Origin of the sequence: Bifidobacterium sp. ESL0690 (assembly GCF_029392315.1) — a bacterium.
GTDB lineage: Bacteria > Actinomycetota > Actinomycetes > Actinomycetales > Bifidobacteriaceae > Bifidobacterium.
The window spans coordinates 1,863,504-1,884,876 of record NZ_CP113939.1; the positions used below are offsets into that span (position 1 = coordinate 1,863,504).

The 21,373-nt window shown below is 55.9% G+C and carries 14 protein-coding genes and 1 tRNA gene; 3 read left to right on the plus strand and 12 right to left on the minus strand.

Annotation, left to right across the window (positions count from 1 at the left end; genetic code table 11):
* Positions 1–2: 2 nt before the first annotated feature.
* From OZX62_RS07485 to OZX62_RS07510, 6 genes are all read right to left on the minus strand, one after another.
* Positions 3–893, minus strand: a complete 891-nt coding sequence (locus OZX62_RS07485; RefSeq protein WP_277175584.1) for a hypothetical protein — start codon at positions 891–893, stop codon at positions 3–5.
* The gene (locus tag OZX62_RS07490; RefSeq protein ID WP_277175585.1) at positions 871–2,112 is read right to left on the minus strand and encodes a hypothetical protein; all 1,242 of its coding nucleotides are present in this window, start codon (positions 2,110–2,112) and stop codon (positions 871–873) included. Before OZX62_RS07490 ends, OZX62_RS07485 begins: the two co-directional genes overlap by 23 nt.
* Entirely contained in the window at positions 2,106–2,411 is a 306-nt protein-coding gene (locus OZX62_RS07495; RefSeq protein ID WP_277175586.1) for a hypothetical protein, read from the minus strand. The genes OZX62_RS07490 and OZX62_RS07495 overlap by 7 nt, the downstream gene beginning before the upstream one ends.
* Positions 2,408–7,054, minus strand: a complete 4,647-nt coding sequence (essC, locus tag OZX62_RS07500; protein WP_277175587.1) for a type VII secretion protein EssC — start codon at positions 7,052–7,054, stop codon at positions 2,408–2,410. Before essC ends, OZX62_RS07495 begins: the two co-directional genes overlap by 4 nt.
* Before the next feature lie 148 nt (positions 7,055–7,202).
* Entirely contained in the window at positions 7,203–7,496 is a 294-nt protein-coding gene (locus OZX62_RS07505) for a WXG100 family type VII secretion target (RefSeq protein WP_277175588.1), read from the minus strand.
* Positions 7,497–7,720: 224 nt separating this feature from the next.
* Complete coding sequence (locus tag OZX62_RS07510; RefSeq protein ID WP_277175589.1) at positions 7,721–10,759, minus strand: Ig-like domain repeat protein; 3,039 nt, start codon at positions 10,757–10,759, stop codon at positions 7,721–7,723.
* A gap of 1,333 nt (positions 10,760–12,092) precedes the next feature.
* On the opposite strand from OZX62_RS07510, the gene OZX62_RS07515 reads away from it, so the two are divergent.
* On the plus strand, positions 12,093–12,335 hold the full coding sequence (locus OZX62_RS07515) for a hypothetical protein (protein WP_277175590.1): 243 nt from the start codon (positions 12,093–12,095) through the stop codon (positions 12,333–12,335).
* A gap of 423 nt (positions 12,336–12,758) precedes the next feature.
* Here the strand turns inward: OZX62_RS07515 and OZX62_RS07520 are convergent, their stop codons facing one another.
* The 4 genes from OZX62_RS07520 to OZX62_RS07535 all read right to left on the minus strand — a co-directional run bounded on the left by OZX62_RS07520 (position 12,759) and on the right by OZX62_RS07535 (position 17,631).
* Positions 12,759–13,811: a hypothetical protein gene (locus OZX62_RS07520; RefSeq protein WP_277175591.1), complete on the minus strand. Its 1,053-nt coding sequence runs from the start codon at positions 13,809–13,811 to the stop codon at positions 12,759–12,761.
* A gap of 129 nt (positions 13,812–13,940) precedes the next feature.
* Positions 13,941–15,068, minus strand: a complete 1,128-nt coding sequence (locus tag OZX62_RS07525; RefSeq protein ID WP_277175592.1) for a leucine-rich repeat domain-containing protein — start codon at positions 15,066–15,068, stop codon at positions 13,941–13,943.
* A 134-nt stretch (positions 15,069–15,202) separates the two neighbouring features.
* Entirely contained in the window at positions 15,203–15,862 is a 660-nt protein-coding gene (locus tag OZX62_RS07530) for a hypothetical protein (RefSeq protein ID WP_277175593.1), read from the minus strand.
* The gene (locus OZX62_RS07535; RefSeq protein WP_277175594.1) at positions 15,859–17,631 is read right to left on the minus strand and encodes a serine/threonine-protein kinase; all 1,773 of its coding nucleotides are present in this window, start codon (positions 17,629–17,631) and stop codon (positions 15,859–15,861) included. The genes OZX62_RS07530 and OZX62_RS07535 overlap by 4 nt, the downstream gene beginning before the upstream one ends.
* 215 nt (positions 17,632–17,846) lie before the next feature.
* Between OZX62_RS07535 and OZX62_RS07540 the strand changes: the two genes are divergently transcribed.
* Both OZX62_RS07540 and glyA read left to right on the plus strand, forming a co-directional pair.
* Positions 17,847–17,920, plus strand: a tRNA-Val gene (locus OZX62_RS07540).
* Positions 17,921–18,194: 274 nt separating this feature from the next.
* Positions 18,195–19,514, plus strand: coding sequence for a serine hydroxymethyltransferase (gene glyA, locus OZX62_RS07545; protein WP_277157954.1), 1,320 nt, complete (start codon positions 18,195–18,197; stop codon positions 19,512–19,514).
* Positions 19,515–19,601: 87 nt separating this feature from the next.
* Here the strand turns inward: glyA and OZX62_RS07550 are convergent, their stop codons facing one another.
* Together OZX62_RS07550 and OZX62_RS07555 are read right to left on the minus strand one after the other, a co-directional pair.
* Positions 19,602–20,018, minus strand: coding sequence for a DUF3052 domain-containing protein (locus OZX62_RS07550; protein WP_277157956.1), 417 nt, complete (start codon positions 20,016–20,018; stop codon positions 19,602–19,604).
* A gap of 101 nt (positions 20,019–20,119) precedes the next feature.
* Positions 20,120–21,202 (minus strand): S16 family serine protease, encoded by a 1,083-nt coding sequence (locus OZX62_RS07555; protein WP_277175595.1) that lies wholly within the window; start codon positions 21,200–21,202, stop codon positions 20,120–20,122.
* Between the last annotated feature and the right edge of the window lie 171 nt (positions 21,203–21,373).

The following is a 21,373-nucleotide window of genomic DNA, read 5'->3' on the forward strand; positions in this document are numbered from 1 at the left end:
GTTCATTTGTTCGCCGCCCATGCCGGGGGGCCGTCCAGATACTTCCCGTCCGCATACAGCCACGAACACAACCCACGCCACCAACGACGCGGGCCACGCAACCGCGGCGACGCCGCCGCGATACGCTCCCGGCACCAGACCACGAACCCATCCACATCCGGCATCACACGCCGGTCCACCAGCACACAACCGGACAAATCCGCGAACTTCACATCCGCAACCGCCGGAATGATATCCACACCCGACAGGCCACTCGCCGAAGGCGACAACACCACCGCCTCCTCCGTCAGCCGCACACATCCCAGCTGCGACCACGGGACACGCACCTCATGCTCCTCGCCCCGCACCCGGCGCAGCAGCACCACCCCGTTCGCGTCCACCCACAGGCGGCACGGCGTCAGCCAGCGCGCGTCGAACCGGTGCTCACGCCACGCCGAGACCGTCTCCTTCGCCTGCCACGTATTCAACGCCGGCACATCGAACCAGTCACACGCCGACCACAACACCGTATGCATCAGCAGCCAACACGAATACGACCGCGTACACGCCAACAAGCCAACCGCACCGATAGCCGCCAAAAGAAGAAACATGCCCAAATCGTATTTAATGCCAATAATGAACCCAAGAGCCATAAAGCCAAAACCAACAAAGGCCAAGAGTACACCGATGAGGCGTATTCCCCTGCCATACGCGTTCGACGCCTGCGCGAACCGACACCACATCGGCCCAGTCAACGTGAAATCAAACGACCAAGCATCGGCAGAACGTCCAACGGACAGATCCTCTTCACGACTCGGAATCGAAAACACTTCTGGCACGCTACTATCAGATGAAGAAACTTGAACGGGTGAAGTCTGCCTGTGCATATACTTACCGTCCGAATAAACGTTCACTGACTTTACCTCCAAATTCATCGGCTTTACCACTGATAAGCACACTGGCACCGACTTGGACACCAGCAACTACCAGTGGGGCAAACGGACCGGTCAAACCTCCAAGAGCTACGCCTACCCCTATCGTGGCTACTGCTGTTATTGCGGTCGATACACCAACCTTGACGCCTTCTTTACCAGACGCCTTGAAACCGGCACCCAGCCTGTCGCCGATGGAGCCATTGGTACCCAAAAATGCACCAACACCCTTGGACGCCACATCGTACAGGTCCATGGCCTTGCCTGCGACGCCGAGGCCTTTGTTTGCGAATTTCATGCCCTTACCCAGCGCACCAAATTCGTCTCCATGATCTAAGTCTTTGACGATTTCATCGAAGTCGTTGCATATCTTGCGTCCCCCAGACTCATGCCCTTTAACACCAACGTCATATTTCTTAAAATACGTCTCATATGGCAGGAAATCCTTGAATTCATCCTTAAAGTTTTCGAGCATTTTTTCGGGGTTCCGGAGATCTTTAATTTTGCTCGGATCCTTGGTATACTCGACGAAATCCGAGAGGAATTTCGACACCTTATCCTTAATTTGAGATGGAAGCGTCTTCGTCAAGTTCGGAATATTACCGACTATCGAGTGGCTGAACTCCTCCTTATACTTGTCATCGAAATCCTGCACCGCCTGCCCATAATTGTCCCACGCTTCCTTTGCGGAATTGACCTGGATCTGTTCTTCCACCAGTCTGCCTGACAACAGGAACAACGCGGCAAGAATATTTTCCTTTTCACCTCCGCCGTTGTCCAACATCAAGGCAAAGCCTTTAGCAGCCTCAACCGCCAATATGAAGGAGGCGAACGCTCGATCCAAACTAGTGGAAGTCTGATCGACCTTTGCCTCATCATCATAGAAAATATTGACTGGATTGGCCACAGAACCACCACCCAGCAGCCCTGCCACCGCAGCTCTTTTGAATGAGATATCAGTAGTCAAATCCAAGTGTGCAAGACTCAAGTTAACCGAATACTGCTTAAGACCGATGGCAAGAGCATCAGCACTAGTAAACCATCCCCTCGCCATCACATCCGCCGAGCTTGAAGCCATTCCGGCATTGAGGCTGGAGACATCTACAGTATTGTATTTTTGGGCAACCGAGGCAATGGTGTCATGCAAACTGTCCATGGCATTCTTGGCATCGAGGACATCATCGGTATTTACATTCAGCATTTTACCTCTCCCGTGTTGCTGCTGGCAGCCGCATTGTCGGCCGCGATGAAAGCGTCGGACGCAGACGTCGATTGTAACGAAAAACTTGCAAATCCTTGAGCCAGAACATCCACCAGAGTTCGCGCCTGCTGACACATCTGCCGTGCCATATCTCCGGATTCACTCTGCCACGATTCCAAGGCCTGTGACGCATCTTTGATATAGCGCGCAGAAGCCACAATGTCGTCGCTCATCTGCTTGAAGTTGTTCGAAACCTGCTGCCAAGCGGCCTCGTTCGATTTGATTTCCTTACCACTCATTGTTTCTCCTCCTTTTCAGATTCGTCTTTATTCCCTTCATATTGCAAAGGCCTCACTTTCATCACGCTGCCGCGAGAGGCAAATACCGCGTCCTTGGCGCCGACCCCCTTCAAAGCGGACAGCGGCACGCCGTATGTGTTGACCAGCGTCTGGCCGGCGTTGAATCCGGCCCCCAGCCACAAGCCGTCCTTGTAGGCGGTCATGGCGGTGAACCACGCCTCGTAAACACCTTTGGCTCTCCACGCTTCGGTGCCGACCACGAAACCGGTATGCCTCCTGATCTCGTCCGAGGAGACGAGACGGGTGAACAGGGCCCCGGTATCCGGCGACAGACCGGAGACCAGCGTCATCACCGAAGGAACGAGCACCAAATCGAAGCCGCCCTGCTCGACGGCATGCAGGGCGTCGAGCACCCCGGTATCCTTCGAACGCACATCGCCGCAACCTTCCGGAACGATCCCGTCGATGTCCAACGTCACGGTACGCACTCCCGCGTCGGAGAGCGCACGCGCCAGACCGCGGAAGTAGGAACCGATTTGGTCCGCATCGTTGCTGGCCACCAGCATCACCGGCGTACGCTGCGCATCGAAGCAGACTGGTTCGATGCCCTCGACGGAAATACCGGCAGGCACGCAAGAACGTCCCAAGGAAAGCCCGGCGAACATTGTCGGCGTGACGACCTTCGGCAGCACAGGAATCGCCGGTGCCGACTGTCCATGCCACTGGCCCGCGTCCCAATCCGCGAAACTGCGTATGACATCACCTTCACCCGACGGGTCGTCACACAACGACGCCCCTTGGAACTCGTAGACCTTCTTGCCCGAGGCGACCAGCCCGCGACGCAAAGCATGCGGCGGCACCATTTTGCGCGCCCCGCTGCCCAGCACCGTACCGTAATCGTTCTCGTCATTGAACGCGGTGACCACGCTCGCCCCCATATTCGCCCTCAGACGCATACGCAGACCGTTGGCGGTGGCTGCCGTGACGATGAAACGCACTCCGTAACGCACGCAGTCGCGCGTCATCGAATTCAGACGATCCTCCATGTCCGGGAATGCTTCGTAGAACGCCGGCACACCTACCAGCAGCACCAGAAGCTCCGGTTCCACGGCTCCGGCGTCGACATGGTCGTTGTATCCACCAATGGAACCGCCATATGGGGCGAACAGGTCACGACGACGCTCAATCTCGCGCTCCAGCAGGCGGAACAGGCTCTCCACCCGCTCGACGTCTCCGGAAAGCACCACCCCTCCGCAATGCGGGTCGTGTGCGAACGCCGAGAACACGCCCGCACCGAAATCAAGCACATAGAAACGAAGATGCGCAGGGTCCATCCGGCCGGCAAGCTCGGTGAGCATCGCAGCCAGCCATCCCTCCGGGTCGGTGGACACATCTCCATAGACGCACAGGTTGCCGTCGTGCCCGAGGTCCAACGTCATCAACGCCTGTCGCTGCTGCTCCGGATCGTCCAGCTCGCCGCCGACCAGCACCAGATCCGAATCCCCGGGCCAGTCATTCGTATATTTCTCCCGTAGCCCGTCGATGACCACACGAGACGGCAGCGGGTCGAGCCACAAGGCATGCGCCGAAAGCCCCGACGCCCCCGCCACCTCGCACACCTGCGCCAACACCGCGTTGAGTTCCGAGACCTTCGAGCCCGAAGTCCCGCCCGACGCCGGACGAAGCCGCGCCAACGGTTCGCCGGCCAGACCGACCAGCTCCACCGACACGTCACGCTTGGGTTCGTACACCTCGCGTTCCACATACGAGCCGCCCGCGTACGCCGCCTGCCCGCCCACGAACAGCTCGTCGTAGCCGACCAAAAGATAGAATTCGCCAGGCCGGTCGAGCTCGGCCGCGTCGGGACGACGAATCATCTCGCGGCTGTCTCCCGCATCCGCCACCTTCAACGACACACGGAACCGCGCGTTGCTCGCGATCTGGTCGGAGACCACACCCGTCGGCTTCTGCGTCGCCAGCACCAGGTGCAGCCCCAACGAGCGCCCGATACGCGCCGCCGAAACCAGCTCATCCATGAACGCCGGCTCCTGCTGCTTCAACTCCGCGAACTCATCCGCCACTACAAACAGATGCGGGCAGGGTTCCTTCAATACCCCTTGACGCCAATACGAGATGTACTTGCCGATATCCATCGTCGCTTCGCCGGTGATATCGCAGGCCTTGTTGAACAATGCCTGGCGACGTTTCAGCTCGCTCTGGATCGAGACCATGCTTCGCGTCACCGCGGCCCCGTCGAGGTTGGTGATCGTGCCAGCTAGGTGAGGCAGACGATACCGGTCGTTGTCGAACGCGCCGGCCAGACCGCCGCCCTTGTAATCAATGAGCACGAACGCGGCCTCGTCCGGCGAGAAATTCACGCACATCGAAAGAATCCACGTAATGATGAACTCGGACTTTCCGGAACCGGTGGTGCCGGCAATCAGACCGTGCGGGCCATGCGCGTCCTCGTGCAGGTCGAGATCGACCAGCTCGCCCTTGGCCCCCACTCCCACCGGAGCCGCCAGCGAACGTGACGAATCATGTTTCTTCCAACGGTCGGCCACGTTGAGCTGCAACACGCTGCCCGCCTTGAACATCTCCATGAAGCCCAACGACTCGGGCATCGACCCCTCAGCCTGAGACGCGCCAAGATGCGCGCGCGAAAGCGCCAAAACAAACGCCTGCGCCCGGCTTTCAGACAACAGGATATCGGGGCGAAAATCGCGTTCCGTGCCCCCGACGTCGCTCCGGTCGAACATTCTTGAAACCCCGGCAAGCACACCCGGAGTACCCAACGCGTAATCCCCACGCGCCAATTGAGCATCGTCGGGTTTGGCAAGTTCGATGACTTGCGAGCATTCCCTCGGCAAATCCTTGAGTTCATCGGCCAGGAATATGACACAAAAACCTTTGTTCTTTCCGACTTGGGAAAGCTTCGCGACACTAGAGGAGCCCGAGGTCAAATCCTTGTTGGCGCAAAGCACCACATAGAACGGCATGCACGTGCGTGCAGAGGCTTCATGATCATCCGCGCGGTCCGCCAAAACCTTGCCCAGCATCGTGTCCAATGCCAACAATTCGGTGGAATCCCCTGCGAGATACCGCACTTTCCCGTCGTTGCTGCGTGCGTGAGGGGCGTCTTTGAGGAATCCCCATTCACGCTCTTCCTGGGGATTGACGATAGCGGCTATCTTCACCTCGTTATAGCTGTAGAACCCGCAGACCTGAGTCAAAAGCCCTCTGACGAAATCCCAAGTGAGCGGGCGCGACCCCACCAGGCCCAAAGTCTTTGTCGCCGCCAAATCGACGGCCACGGGAGCTTCCATCATCGTCGGCTTGTCGGCGAGCGCCTCCGCCTGATCGAGCAGGGCGTCATCATCCATGCTGAATCCGCGGTGCGGGGCCTCGATCTTGGCCTGCACGTGTTGCTGGCCCATCCCCACCCGCAACTGCAGGAAGTCATCATGTGTGGCATTGCGGTCCATCAGATGCGGCGAAAGGTCGTAGGCCCGTTGCAGCACCTGCGCCAGCGGAGGCCGGTTTTCATTCAAGATCGCGATTTGCCGGTCGCGCTCCTGCAACAGCTTGGCGGTTATCGAATTGAGATAATCGGTGTATTTGTTTTGACGACGACGTTCCTCCCGGCCTTCCACTTTCTTGGTATACCGCTTGCTGATCATCGGCCAGATTACGGTTCCACCGATCATGGCCACAGCCATTGCCAAGGAAGGCAACGCGGTCATGATATTGCCGCCGTGCGAGATATTGGACATCGCCGAAATGGCCATGAACACCGAGCCGATGCCCATCAGGAACGAAGGCCCCAGCTGCATCAGCGCCGGCTGGTCCTTCTGCTTCGGCGATTGCGGCGGTTCGTCGACATGGAAGGTCTTGACATGCACGGTATGCATGAGTCTGGGAGCGGGATAGAAGGGTTCCGGCTCTTCCACATCATCATCCGGCTTGGGAGAGGAGGCCGCGATGTTCTCGTGCGAAACCTCGTGCCAATTGCGCGAAGTCCTGAGGAGCACGCCCTCAGGGGCATTGAGCGAGATAAAACGCAGACCGACGGTGAACACCAGATCCATGATCTGCACCAAATCGCCGGGATTCAGGCTCATTGCCTGCCCTGCGGCCAATCTTTCGCCGTTGACGAAAGTACCGTTCACGCTCCCGTTGTCGACAATGGAAAAGCCGTCATCCCTATAACGCAGTGTGGCGTGATGCTCCGAAACAAAAGAAATCGGATAGACGAGCGCATTGTCCGCCCCGCGCCCGATCGGCATATCGGCAGGCTGCGCAAATGCGACTTTATGAAATTTCTTGGCACCTGGTGATAACGGGTGGATGAAAAGCAATGCGACGGTATCATGGGCAATCTGCCGCAACGTAACCACACAGCCTTGTGGGTTACGCATTACATCGTAACGTTCAACGGCCTTGCCGTCATCGCCGAACAGGCGGCAACCGGAATCCGCAGTCAGCGTCATCCCGTTTTTATCGGTGCGCACAGTGGCGCTTGGAGTGTTCAAGCCCTGCCGGCTGAAGCCTATATGACAGACACCGAACGATCCGCTTTCGACGGCAAAGTTTTCAAGCTGCCGGGCATCGATCAATGTCACTACATACGCATTGCTGGGCATAGCTACCTCCCGAAAAACCATGACAAGATTGGCTTGGTCGCCCTGTTCCGCCACTACCGACGGCGGATATGAACCAATAGAACACCGCGTAATCTGGTGAGGAAACAGCTACCCGCAGCCGTTCCCTCACCAGATACGGCAAACCATGTCAGCCGCGGAACTGAGAAGCGATATTCTGATCCGTCTCTTCCAGGGACTGCGCGGTGTTTCGCAGGCTGGTGGCGATATCGTTGATCAGTTGCTGAGCCTGGGTAAAGCTAGGACGAAGCTCGGCGAAACGCGAAGCATAGGCCTGGCTCGAAGCGCCTTCCCATTCTTCCTGGAGTTCATTGAGCAGAGTGTCCATTCTGCTGATCACATCGCCGACAGCACTGGCCTGCTGGTCATACTCACCTGCACGGCTACGCATCTGATCCGGCGTAATTCGAATCTGTCCTGCCATTTTCATTTCCTTTCCTTGTCTCCTCCGGTTAGCCCGGAGAAGCTTGCGCCGGATTTCGACGCAAAATCTTTAATTGTTATTCCTCGCCGGCCGCTGCCTATCGCCTGTCGTCAAGCCCACCGCACCCACCGGCAATCGCAATGGCTAAGTAGTGGTCTAGCGGTGTATCAATTCCAAAGCGGAAGCACTGCCACAGCGGCAGCCGGCGAAGAACCCCTCACGGTCTATTTCGACTTGGAGTGCCTGAAGACGTTCCTCCTATAGGCGACGGACTTGCTGCGACGCACCGCAGCGACCGCGCCGATAGCCACCAGTGCCACCACGATGATGCCTCCGAAGATCAGCGGCAGCAGCAGCCCGCGCGCCATCATGTAGGCCCACCAACTCGTAGCCACCACAATGCCGGAATACTCGGTCTTGGTGCGGTTGCCCGCCATATCGGTGGAGATGACCTCCACGGAGTGCTCGTGCTGGTCGGCCTCGAGGCGGTAGCTCATCGGAGAGAGCGTCCGCTTGCCTTCCCAATGCCCCACGGTTCGCCCGTCGACCTTGAGTTCGGCCGACTTGAGCGCCACGTCATCCTTGGCATCGACCACAAGGGCGCGAGAAGGCGCATAAACCACGGAGTTGTTTTTGAGCTCGTCCACCGAAGCGCTGGGCATGTCCTGGTCCACGGCGAAGTTGATCTGGGCATCGCCGTTGCGAGCCTCGTTCTTCTTGTTCATCGTGTTCTGCGAGAGGTTGCCCGCAGCGTCGACGGAAGTCAGACGAAGCCGGTAATAGCCGTCGGCGTTGAATAGGCTCGCGGGAAAATCGTAGGTGTCTTCCTGCCAGCCGCTGGTTCTGTCGCTGACCAGGTGGTAGTCCTTCGCCGACGAAATCGATTTGACGGATTGGTTGTGCACCAGTTCCGTATGCGATTTGTCGAAGTTGAGGCCGCTGACGTTGATCTCGGTGACGTGGACTTCCTGCGGAACCTTGATGTAACGCCCCAAGATGTTCTGTGTGGCCCCGTCGAGGATGTAGTTGGAGCCGAAGCGGTTCAAGCTGAACACCACTTTCTGCTCGCTCTCGTTGCCGGCCTTGTCCTTCACCTTCGCGTCGAGCGTGTAGACGTCGTCGTTGTCGACGGTGTGCTCCACGTCCGGCAGGGCCACGGACTTCGAAGTGCTGCTGTCCTGTTCCTTGCTTTGCAAGTAGACGTCGTTGGCGTTCGACTTGCCGCGCTTGGCGTTCTGGTCTTTCTTGCTCGGGTCGGGGTTTCTGGTGCGCGTCAGCTTGTAGTCGGCGAACATCGGATCGAAATTGGTGTCGCTGAAATCGATCTGCGGAGTCACCTTGCCCGCGTAGGCGGTTTTGTCGGTGACCTGGCTGATCGCCAGTTTCGGCTTGGTCATATCGATGATGAATTCGGGTTCTTCGACAGCCTCGGCGGTGTTGCCCGCCAAGTCGGTGGCCGTCACCTTGATCGAGTAGTGCAGCTCGCCGGTGAAGGCAACCGAGGTGGTGCGCTCGTAGTCCTTGCTGGGTGCCGACCAAGGCGCCGCAGCCGGCGGAGTCACAGCCGTGCCGTTGGCGTCCTTCGCGCTCACGGTCACCGCGGTGTCGGCAGGGCTGAAGTTGCGTTCCGTCTGCTTGATGCTTGCGGTGCGCGTGGCCTTGTAGTAATTGCCGTTCTCGGAGGAGTTGTTGTCGAATTTCATCTCGAGTATCGGCTTTTGCGTGTCGATGGTGAATTCCGAATGGTACGGAGCTGCGACATGACCTGCCGGGTCGGTCAGCGAGACGTCGAAGGTCCAGTCGGCGTCATGGTCGCAGGGCACCTGCGCCACCCACGTCGAACCGTCCTTGCTCGGGTTGTCGAATTTGTCGGCGTCAACCGTCGACTTCGAGCCATCGGCCCGGGTGACGACGATATCGCGGTATTTGTCGTTGCCCTTGATGAAGTCGAAGTTCGATTCGTTGATGGTCACCGTGGCCGTGCGCTTGGCTTTGTAATACTTTCCATTACGCACGTCGTTGTTGTCATAGACCACACCGATTGTCGGCGCCTTGGTATCGATGGCGATACCCGTGGTGCCCTTGGGCAGGTTGGAAAGCAGCTTGGGCTTGTCTTTTTCGGGGACATAGCCGGAAGGCATCACCGTGTCTCCCAAGTCCAGCGAGCTGACGTTGCCGGCCCTGTCGCTGATACGCAGCGTTGAACCTTTGAGCGTCAACCGCTCGGAATCGTCACCGAAATTCACCGATACCTCTGTGGTATGGTTGCCGGCATCTCGACTATCGACCTTGCTGGGAGGATTGTTGGTTCCGTGCTCGGAAAAGACTCCATGGAATGTGGGGCCGGCATCCTGGCACTGGTCGTCATTGACATTGCAGACGCCCGAAACGTCATCGGAAGTGGATATGTCGACGGTTTCCGGCTCAGGCGCAAATACCCAGTTCCATTGCGAAGGATTAACCAACGCGAAATTCACCTTGGTGATCTTCGGAGGCGTGTAGTCCACACCGAATTTAAGGGTTGGACTCTGAATTGGCACTCCTCCAATGGTTCGGTATGTCAGATCGAAGACGTATCGGCCTTCCACGGTTTTGCCCGCGCCATCTCCGCTGCCGTTGGTCGGCAATTGCACATTCATAATCCAGTTATTGCCTTGGCCAGCCGCGAATTCACCCAAAGAGACTTCACCCGGATTGCCTAGCTGAGGAGCAAGCATGCTTCTGTTGGTCGCCAATCTGGAAGCGACCGGGAACCATTTGTCATTGACTGTGACTTTGAGCGCTGCGGAATTTCTGTGCCAGGTATTAGCTTCTGTACAACCTTCCTGCTTGCCTTTCACCACGTCGCAGACTTGAAGAGTCACCTTCTTGTCGGTCTCATTTTGCCCGTCTATTACGATTATCTCGTTGCCACCATCAGTGAGCTGACTGAGCTTTTTCTCGCTCACATTGCCGGCGTTATCGGCGGCATGCACAACGACGTCGGAAAGCAGGTATGCACCATCCTCATTAAATTTCAACGCATTTTCATCGTTCAGCCAGCCGCTGCTAGTGTCAAACTTGTCTTCGGTCAGATCAATATGCGTCAAGTGACATCCATTATCCGCCACGCAAGCCGGTTCCGGGCTGTTTCCTTCCCGCTTCGCCGCATCGAGGACTTCCGCATATGTATCATACTTCCGATACTCAATCCAAGACTCTTTGCTCTTGTCGGAGTCGGATTTATGGGTGAGCTTGACTTGGGACGTCCATTTCTCGTTCATAACAGATATGTTGTCCGAGGAAATATCCTTTGGCAATATATCCTGCATCCTTATGCTGTATGCCATCGGCTTTTGCACAATAGTCGCCAGAACCGGTATCGACTTGTTACCGGATAGCTTCTGACTGAACGAATTATCGTCGGTAGCGGCAGGAGAAGAATCCAGTTTCGTACCCGTCACTTTTGGACCCGTGCCATCTACAAGAATATTCGCTTCAGGAATAGGCCAACGCTCACGTGAAGCATTTTCATCATCGGTGTTTTGCCCTTGTAAATTAGCAGATTTCCTATAGGAAAGGGTGAATTGCACTTTTGTGTACCCACCTTCGTGGAGAAGCATCATGGAATATTCTTTTTCAATTCCAGTTAGATTTTTGCAAATCCTATCATTTCCGGAAACTGGGCAAATATCAATCGGATCTGATGTGATTGTTTTCTGAGGGACAGAAGTAGTATCGGTATACGTATAAGTAAGTCTCGGATCGAAATTCCTTATTTGATAAATCAGTGTTTGAAAGCCCGGCTTGAACTGTGCAGTCAGCAAGACAGAATGCGCTGTTCCTGTCTTTTGCGTGCAAACGCCTTGGTTATCATCATATATTGAGCAAGGAGCTGTTTCGGGATTGTCAGGAATATTATTCGAGTCATCCAAAGGTGTGATTACTTCGGAAATATTATTAGGCAAATCATTACTATTCGGCGTATTGTATATGTTCCATTTTTTTATGCCATTTTGCTTAAATGCAGGCATATCGGCGAGAGAAGAGGGAGTCGATTCATTGCCCGCCCTATCAGATACTGAAAAAACAAGCTTGCTCAGATCCACAGAAATACTTTGACCGTACTGATTACTTTGTATATATTTGAGTTGCACCAATGTGTCCAGATTTATTGTGAACTGGACACATTGAGAATTAGGTTTGATAGCACAAGTTTCAGTATGAATATCCGTTAAACTGCCCTTATAAGATGGATATTGTATGTTTATCTTCTGTCCGGCAAGACCCGAAGCCGGGGCAAAGGTATCCGGCTGACCCGAAGTTGATTGTATTTTTTGCTGCGAATCTGAAGCCCTGACCTGAATCGTGATTCCGATGCCACTGGAATCTTTTGATGAGCCTTGTAAGGGCACTATCCCTTCTGGGTTAAGATCATCAGCATAATGTATTTCATCAGGAGAAACAGTAAAGTCAGGAGCTTGAGTATCTGCATAAATCGGAAGTTTTACGAATTGTCCTTTTACAAATGTCACCGGACTCCCTGTTCCAGGAATTTCAGTAAAGTCTGAACCAATTTTCACATAAACATACATCGGTTTATCCGAAGGAGTTGGCTTGACAGTCACGGTGTTTAAGTTCGGGTTGCCAGGGAAGGAAATTGCTCCCTCTACAGGAGAAACCTTAGAGACTTGGTATCCTTGGGCAGCAAAAGCAGAATCCACAGTTACTGTTATTTTAGGATACTTTTTATTCGCCCAAATACGTAATGGGGCGTTTTGTGGATCCTGGCTATTTGCGTCACTACTCCACCAGTTCCCCGAGCAATACGCATCCGGAGATGTTTCTAAATTGCCATAAGTAATCTTGATATGAGAGGCCAGAATATTTTGTGGGGTTCTTGCATAAGGAGCCACGGCAATCTCACTATCGGGAATATTGGAAGGCTGTGGCGTAGCAGGAGGAGCACTGGGACCCGATGGCGTAGAAGGTTGAGGCTGCGAGCCTGTTGACGGATTGGTCTGTGAGCCTGACGATGGATTAGTTTGTGAACCTGACGATAGATTAGTTTGTGAGGAATTAGGCTGAGAACTCGGAGAATTCCCGGCAGCTGACGCTGCAACGGCAGCACCGCATCCGAACACGGCACACAACGCAACCGCACAAACCGCTGTACGGATACCATGAAAATGCTTGTTTCTCATCCTAATTCCTCATATCATTCATCTATAAAACTGAAAATGCCTCAAACCACAGAAACCTATCCGCTAAAGGGATTAGCGTTCAGGCATGGCGACGTGCCATGAATAGGCCCGCGCCAAGCAGCAGCGTCAACGCCGCCACACCCGCGACACCAATCACCGGCGTGCCCGTCTCAGGCAGAGCCCCGGAAGCCTTCGCCGTCGCAGCCTGCTGCTGCTTCTTCTGCGGATTCACAGGAGCAGGACCGGGACCCGGCTGCTGCACAGATGAGGGATCCTGTGGAACGGCAGGGCCTGAAGTGGAATACATCGTAAAACTGGTATAATCATAGTTATAAATATTGGGTGCTTGGTTAGGGAAATGATAATCAGCAACAAAACTTATCGAATCTCCCTCATTCAGGCCGGTCCAACTGACCACACCCGTCACAGGATCGAAGACCCCGGAACTCGGGGTGATGGTCGTCGGCCGAATATATTCCCCATCCAAGCCCCTCGGAGTTTGCAGCCATGTCGCAGCCGGCTGAGGATCCGTAGCCGGCGTTTGATCAACGACATTCTCATCCTGCAAATTAGGCAAGGCCAGAAGCGGCTTCATCGGCCGAAGATCAGCGATATGGTTCCCATCAAGCATCAGAGTCGTCAACTTCGTCAACCCGGAAATGGCAGAAATGTCGACAATCTCATCGCGCTCAAGAACGAGATCCGTGAGATTCGTCAACCCCCTTAACGAGGAAATGTCCGAAACAGACGAATACGCCACGTTCAGATGAGTCAACTTGATCAAGCCCGCCAACGGAGAAAGATCGCTCAACGTAGTATTGGAGGTCTTCAGATATTCCAGATTAGTGAGATATTGGACCCCTTGCAACGAAACATAATGGTTTCGCAATGAAACGACACTGTCAGCGATATGCTGGGTAAACACGTCGCCGACCGCGACACCACCTTTAGTCGCCACATCAGCGGCCAAAGTCGTGTCCGGGAAGCACTGGGCGATGGTGCTCGTGCCCACCGAACAACTCCCCCTCGTCTCCACGGCATTCGCCGAACCCGGCACCAACATCGCCACAGCGGCAACACCCGCGACGCAAGCCGCCAACGACCCACGCACGCCTTTCTTAGTAAACCTCATCTTCTTTTCCTTTCAATCAACCAGCCAAGCCCCAAACCACTCAGACCCAACCGAAACCAACAAAACACAAAACAAAAAACATCTTTTTTAACAGATAACCCACCATCGGATTGTCAATGGGATTAGCGTTCAGGCATGGCGACGTGCCATGAATAGGCCTGCACCGAGCAGCAGCATCAACGTTGTCACACCGGCAATGCCGAGCACCGATATGCCCGTCTCAGGCAGAGCACCAGAAGCCTTCGTTGCCGCAGTCTGTGCCTTCTGCCGATTCACAGGAGCAGGACCAGAACCTGGCTGTTGTGCATGTGCAGGAGCCTGCGGGGCCGCAGGACCGGAAGTGGAATAAGTCCCTACTGCCGAATAGGTGTAACTAGCAATCGGATCTGGCTCATTGGGGAAATGATAATCAACATCGATGCTGATTTCATCACCTTCGTTAAGTCCAGACCAGCTCACCACACCGGTAGTCGGATTGTATGTACCGGAACTAGGAGTAATTTGATAAGGTTCGATGTATTCACCATTAAGCCCCATGGGAGCCTGAAGCCACGTCGCCGAAGGAGTGGATTCTTCAAACTGCCCGGCAAAGGGATTCTCACCGCCACCAGTATCGGGGTCTGTCCAACTAAGATATGGCGCAACCGCCTTTACGGGCCGAAGATCACGGATATGATTATCCCATGCTTCGATGTGTCGAAGTCTCGTTAAACCGGACAGTGGAGTGATATCAGTGATATTATTACGATCCACATTCAGCACCTCCAGATTGGTAAGCCCTCTAATCGGGGAAAGATCAGAGATGTGACCATAGGTAAAATCCAGCCTAACCAATTGCGTCAAGCCGGCCAATGGAGACAAATCAGAAACACTGGAATGTTCAAGGGTTATCTTCGTCAAATGCCTGAGCCCCGACAAAGGAGACAAATCAGAAACGCCACTGTACTGAGAATGAATCGTGGCCAGATTGGTGAGGTGCTGAACTCCCTGTAACGAATTAAAATTGCCGTCTACTTCAAGCACTGTGTCGGCGATGTGCTGGGTAAACACGTCGCCGACCGCGACACCGCCCTTGACTGCCACATCAGCGGCCAGCCTCGTATCTGGGAAGCACTGGGCGATGGTGCTCGTGCCCACCGAACAACTCCCCCTCGTCTCCACGGCATTCGCCGAACCCGGCACCAACATCGCCACAGCCGCGACACCCGCGACGCAGGCCGCCAACGACCCACGCAGACCGTTCTTCGTAAACCTCATCTTCTTTTCCTTTCAATCAACCAGCCAAGCCCCAAACCTCTCAGACCCAACCGAAACCAACAATTACAAAAATTAAAAACACGACAGTCAGCCGCCAACGCAACCCAGCGAAAGCGCCGCCCCGCCATCGAGCGTCATCGTCGACCACCGCCTTCCGGCTTGCGTTCAGGAAGCAACGTGGTCGGAACCCACTCCTCGCCGGCATCTGCCGAGCGGGTGGAAGTGCCACCAAGCAATGTCGTTTCAAGCCCCTCGCCGTCAGCCGCCGCGCTGGGTGCAATGTGCTTCCCCACGTGCTTCGAACCCTTCAGCAGCGTTGTCGCGCCTTCGTCGTCGCCAACGCCAGCCTGACGAACCTGATTCAACAAGGTGGTCGAAAGCTGTTCATCGCCATCGGCTCCACCGTTACCGGTTTGCGAGCGCTGGCTTTGATCCAACATCGTGGTGCCCACGTTTTCGTCATCCACCAACGCAGCGGAGGCAGAATCCCCAACGGAGGGCTGGCCGCTACCCAACGGTTGCAAATCGGAAGAATCCAATGAATCGGATACGCCGTGTATCTGGCTGGCTCGCCAAGGCGTACCGCCTTCCGGTGCCTCAGAACGCCTTACATCCGTCTTCCAACGCCCGCTTTCGCGACGCAACTCGGCGATGCGCAGCTCAGCCGTCTTACCCGTCAACGTGTCGCGAATCCCTCTGACGTTCCAAGCGAAATACAGAATGACGGTCACAATGGCGCAGACCACGGCCAGTGAGAACAGCACGACGGCGGTAATCTTGAATCCCGAACTCATAGTCTGGTCTCCTTTCCGCCAGTATTGGCGGCACTGCCTGCACCATTGGTTCCTGCGATGTCCACAAAGGCTTCGGCCACCGCCTGTCGCGCGGGTGCGATGGAGCTGGTCGCCTGATCTTTCGTCTGCCGCAGCTTGGTCGTGGTGGGATCGACGCTTTGCGAAAGGTTCTGCGCGGCGTCAATCGCCTTGTTCAACTGCTCCTGGGTGACGCCGTCGGCACGGAACTTACGGGAATAGGTGCGCAGCGCTTCAAGCACGGTATTGACCGTCGAAAGCTTCATCACGTCGTTGTTGCTGGACTGCATCATGTGCATGAGCGTGTTCATGCTCTTGAAATACGGCGCATACTTTCCGGCGTCGGAGCCTTCGTTGATCAGGGGGACTATCGTGGTGTTGAAATCGGCGATGGTGGCATAGAGTTTGGCCAGCTTCTGATCCTTGAAACTCGTTCTGCTGGCCTCATTCATCCAATGCGACGCGGCGGTGATACGCAGATATTGCGATTGCGCGATGGTGTCGCCGCCCACTTCGGGGCTCTTGGAGGGATCGACGGAATAGTAATACCAATAAAGCTTGCCCACATCGAAGCAAAGACGGCCCCAATTGCCACCCTGCTTCTGCAGGACCGCGGAATGGTCATCAAGCGACTGCTGCAACTGCTGTTCCTCGGAGGCGCTGAACACCCCGTCGGATTCGTACCTCTTGATCATCCCTTCGTAAGGATCGATGGAACTCGGCCTGATGTTCGCGGCCGTTACGTAGTAGGCTTCCGCGGCATTGTCATCGCTGGACTGCGCGGCCAGGTTCATTTTCAGGTCATAGTTCGAATTCGCATTGACCGCACCGGCCGCCAATGTGGCGCCTCCACCCACCAAAGCGACCACGCTCGCCACGCACAGCACACAGAACGTCCGCCACTTCAGTTGCATGGTCTTGCGCCGCTTCGCATCCCTGTCCGAATAGTGCTCGAGGTCGTAGGCGAATTGCGCACAATCCTGATATCGCTGCTCCGGATCGCGCTGCATGGCTTTGCTCAACACACGCTCCAGGCCCGCCGACGCGTTGGGGAGCACCTGCCGCAGTGGCGCCGCGTCATAAGGCTCGCCTTTGATGGGCTTACCGGTAAGCATGACGTAAAGCAGGGCGCCCAGGCCGTAAACGTCAGTCCGTGCGTCGCTGCGGCCGAACTCGTCGTACTGCTCGGGAGCGGCATAGCCCGGCGTGCCCATCCTCGCCTCGTAGCCCTGCGGCAACGGGCCTTTGGCAGGAGGCATCTCGCAGGCGATGCCGAAGTCGATGACGCGCACGGCTCCTTCCGGAGTCACCATGACGTTGGAAGGCTTCATATCGCGATAGACGATGGGAGGGTTGCGCTGGTGCAGGTAATCGAGCACATCGCAGAGTTGTATGCCCCAGGAGGTCACTGTTTCCTCGTCCTGCGGGCCTTGGTCGGCAAGCACTTTCGAAAGCGTTTCGCCTTCGATATAGTCCATTACGATATAAAGGCTGCCGTTTTCCTCGATCAGATCGACGATGCGGGGTATGGCAGGATGGTCGAAGGTCTTGATAAGGTTGGCCTCGCTGATCAGGCCGTCGATGATGAAGCGACGTTGCTCTTTATCGGGGATATGGCGAATCTCCTTGACCGCCCACTGCTTGTGCAGCGTGGCATCAAGGGCGAGATACACGGTGGACATGCCACCGCGCCCGATCTCCGTCAGCAACTCATAACGTTTGCCGACCCACCTATTGCCGTTATTCGCCACCAGCCTCTCCCCCTGACAAGATTCCGTCGATTCTGGCAGAAACGAAGTATTCGATATAAATCGATTACAGCTTACTCGAAAATATCATATAAGACTGACGTTTATCATAAAATATCAATTACAACGAAATCTGTATATTTTTCGCACTACGAATCGGCATGCTATTCCCCGACACCCCGCTGGGCAACGGTTGCGGTAAAGTAAATGAGGTCTTCGGGCAATTAGCTCAGTTGGTTAGAGCGCCACCTTTACACGGTGGATGTCAGGGGTTCGAATCCCTTATTGCCCACTTTCCTTTTCACCGTTTTATCGATAACGGCTTACGAGTATTCCTTGTATATAACGGATTATCAATTCTTGCGATAGCCGGTCGTCCATAAAAAGGACAAGCGGGGCATGTTCATGCTCTTTTCTGGCATAATAAAATAGTGCAGCAATGAGGCAAAATCCATAGACTGCACAATCCGTAGAATCCATTCCTTTCATAAAGGGCGGCGAAGCGGAAGCAACTTGCTGTATTCCCGGCAAGCACAAGTATTAACGAGTATTAAAAGGAGTTCGAAATGGCTGAACCATATAAAGCCGACACATCCAACCCTGCAGTCGTGCAGAGTCCGTCGGACGTGTTCAATGCACCCATCGCGCAAGCGGACCCCGAAATCTCGTCGCTTATCAATGACGAACTCAAGCGCCAGCAGAACGGCCTTGAGATGATCGCTTCCGAAAACTTTGTGCCCCGCGCTGTGCTCGATGCGCAAGGTTCTGTGCTGACCAACAAATACGCGGAAGGCTACCCCGGACGCCGCTACTACGGTGGCTGCGAATTCGTCGACGGCATCGAAACGCTCGCCCGCAACCGCGCCAAGGAGCTTTTCGGCGCTGAGTTCGCCAACGTGCAGCCCCATTCGGGCGCGCAGGCCAACGCCGCCGTCTATCAGGCGCTGATCAAGCCGGGCGATACCGTGCTCGGGCTCGCGCTCGACCATGGCGGGCACCTGACCCACGGCACCAAGATGAACTTCTCCGGCAAGTTCTACCACGCCGAATCCTATGGCGTGAACCCAGACACGTTCCTCATCGATCCCGAAATCATTCGCCAGCGCGCGCTCGAGGTTCATCCCCAGCTCATCATCGGCGGCTGGAGCGCCTACCCGCGCATCGAGGATTTCAAAGCGATGAAGGAGATCGCCGACGAGGTCGGCGCGAAGTTCTGGGTCGACATGGCCCACTTCGCCGGTATGGTGGCCGCAGGCCTGCATCCGAGCCCTGTCCCCTACGCCGATGTCGTTTCCTCGACCGCGCACAAAACGCTGGGCGGACCGCGTTCCGGCTTCATCCTGGCCAAGAAGGAGTACGGCAAGAAGATCAATTCCGCCGTCTTCCCCGGCCAGCAGGGCGGGCCGCTGATGCACATCATCGCCGCCAAGGCCGTGGCCTTCAAGGTCGCCGGCACCGAAGCCTTCAAGCACCGTATGGAGCGCACGCTGGAAGGCGCGAAGATTCTCGCCGACCGCCTCAACGCCGACGATGTCAAGGCCCAGGGCATCACCGTGCTGACCGGAGGCACCGACGTGCATCTGGTCATGGTCGACCTGCGTAACAGCGAAATGGACGGGCAGCAGGGCGAAAACCTGCTGGCTCAATGCGGCATCACCGTCAACCGCAACACCGTTCCGTTCGATCCGCGCCCGGCTTCCGTGGCTTCCGGTCTGCGTATCGGCACCTCGGCTCTGGCCACCCGTGGCTTCGCTGCCCCGCAGTATGAAGAAGTCGCTGACATCATCGGCACCGCTCTCGCCCAAGGCAAGGACGCGGATGTCGACGCGCTGCACGCCCGCGTCACCAAGCTGACCGAGGACTTCCCGCTGTATCCGGGCCTTTAAATCGCAGCCAAAACTCAAGTAGTCAAAATCCCCACCGGTTCAAATGCCGGTGGGGATTTTATACAGCCTGAAAAATCTATTGCTGCTTTAGCGGCCTTTGCCGAAGGCACGGAGACGGATGCCGTTCCAATCCTCGGAAACCGTCAACGGCGTCGCGGCGTTCATGCCGGCGGTCTTGGCGGCGGACTGCACTGTATTCGAGGCTGGAGCACCCGGACGACCGGGCTTGGGGGTAAGAATCCACAGCGGACCGTCTTCGCCGATCACTCCATGTGCGTCCATGATGGTGTCGGCCAAGGCGTCTTCGTCATCGCCGTCGCGCCACCAGATGATGACGCCATCCACAGCAGAATCATAATCCTCGTCGACCAGATCCTGACCGGTCAAATCCATGATTTTCTCTCGAGTGGATTCACTCACGTCGTCATCCCACAGCCATTCCTGCACGATGTCGCCCTCGTGAAAACCGAACTCTTCAGCGTTTTTTGATGCCGTTTCATTCACCCTTCCAATATAGCAAAGATACGGAACAGCGCACGCAACAACGTTCGGGCGTATCCACATTGCGGGCATTACTAGACATTTGTATCGCTTGTATCGGCCCGCTAATTCGCGGTGCAGTGCGGCAGGCTATCGGCCTTGCCCTGCCCGATGGCGACCAAAGCGCGGTAGGCTTCGTCGAGCGTCGAGACCTTGACGTCGCGCAGACCGTTCGGCACGTGGCCCACGACCTCGTCGCAATTGCTGGCTGGCGCAAGGAAGTAGGTGGCGCCGTCACGCTTGGCCCCGAGCATCTTAAGCTGGATGCCGCCGATTTTGCCGACTTTGCCTTTGTTATCGATGGTGCCGGTGCCCGCTATTGTCTTGCCGCCGGTCTCATCCTGCGGGGTCAATTTGTCGATGACACCCAGCGCGTACATCATGCCTGCGGACGGGCCGCCGATGTCGTCGACGTGCATCTGGACCTTGGCGGTTTTCGCTCCTGCTATATTGTGTTTTTTGGCAAAGGCGAGCGCCGCGGTCGTGGCGGAATCTTGGGATCCGGTCATCTGCTTGGTAGCGGTCTCTTTGTATTCATCCGTACTCTGGCCGACCGGGAACACGGCCTCGCTGGGCATGACCTGCTGCTGGGGGTCGATCCACGCAATCAGTGTATTGATGCCAAGCGCCGGATCACCGGGAATGCCTTGTGCGTTAACAGTGAGTAGCAACAGCTTGCCCCGACTTTTGTGCGTGGCTGCGCCGGTGATGGCGATGACCTCTTTGCCGTCGGCTTTGCCAAGCACATCCTGGGTGGGGCCTGGCATTTCGATAACGTAAGGGCTGGGAAGCAGCAATACCAGGAAACACAGCACCGCACAGATAATTCCCGCGAAATATCGCAACGAATGGCGCGAGCAATAGCAGATGAAACGATGCCAGATTCCATAATGGCCGGGAACGAAAACAGCACTCTCTTCGGTTTCGGCACTGCTGTCAAGTAGGGAATTTTCATCGGCATCGTTTGAGTTTTCGGCAGCCCCGAGGGCTCCGACAGTTCCGGCGGCACCGTTATCCGTTTGGGATGATCCGATGATGCTGTTGAAATCATTCCTGCTGTAAGACAACGAATCCGCCGTCCCTTCGCTTGACGGAGATATCGGCGTTTGCTCGCCCGAATGCCGTTGGTCCTGATTACTGCGTGCCATAACTCACCAGTATGCTGCCTTGCCCAGACGCAGCGCCTTTGTTCAGAGTCCCGACGAAACGACGAAAACAGCACCCGTCACCCAACATATTCCCGACATTGCCGCAATCTCGTCGGTAGCGGAAGTTTGCGCCGAGAAGACCATGGAAGACCATAATATGGAATCAACATA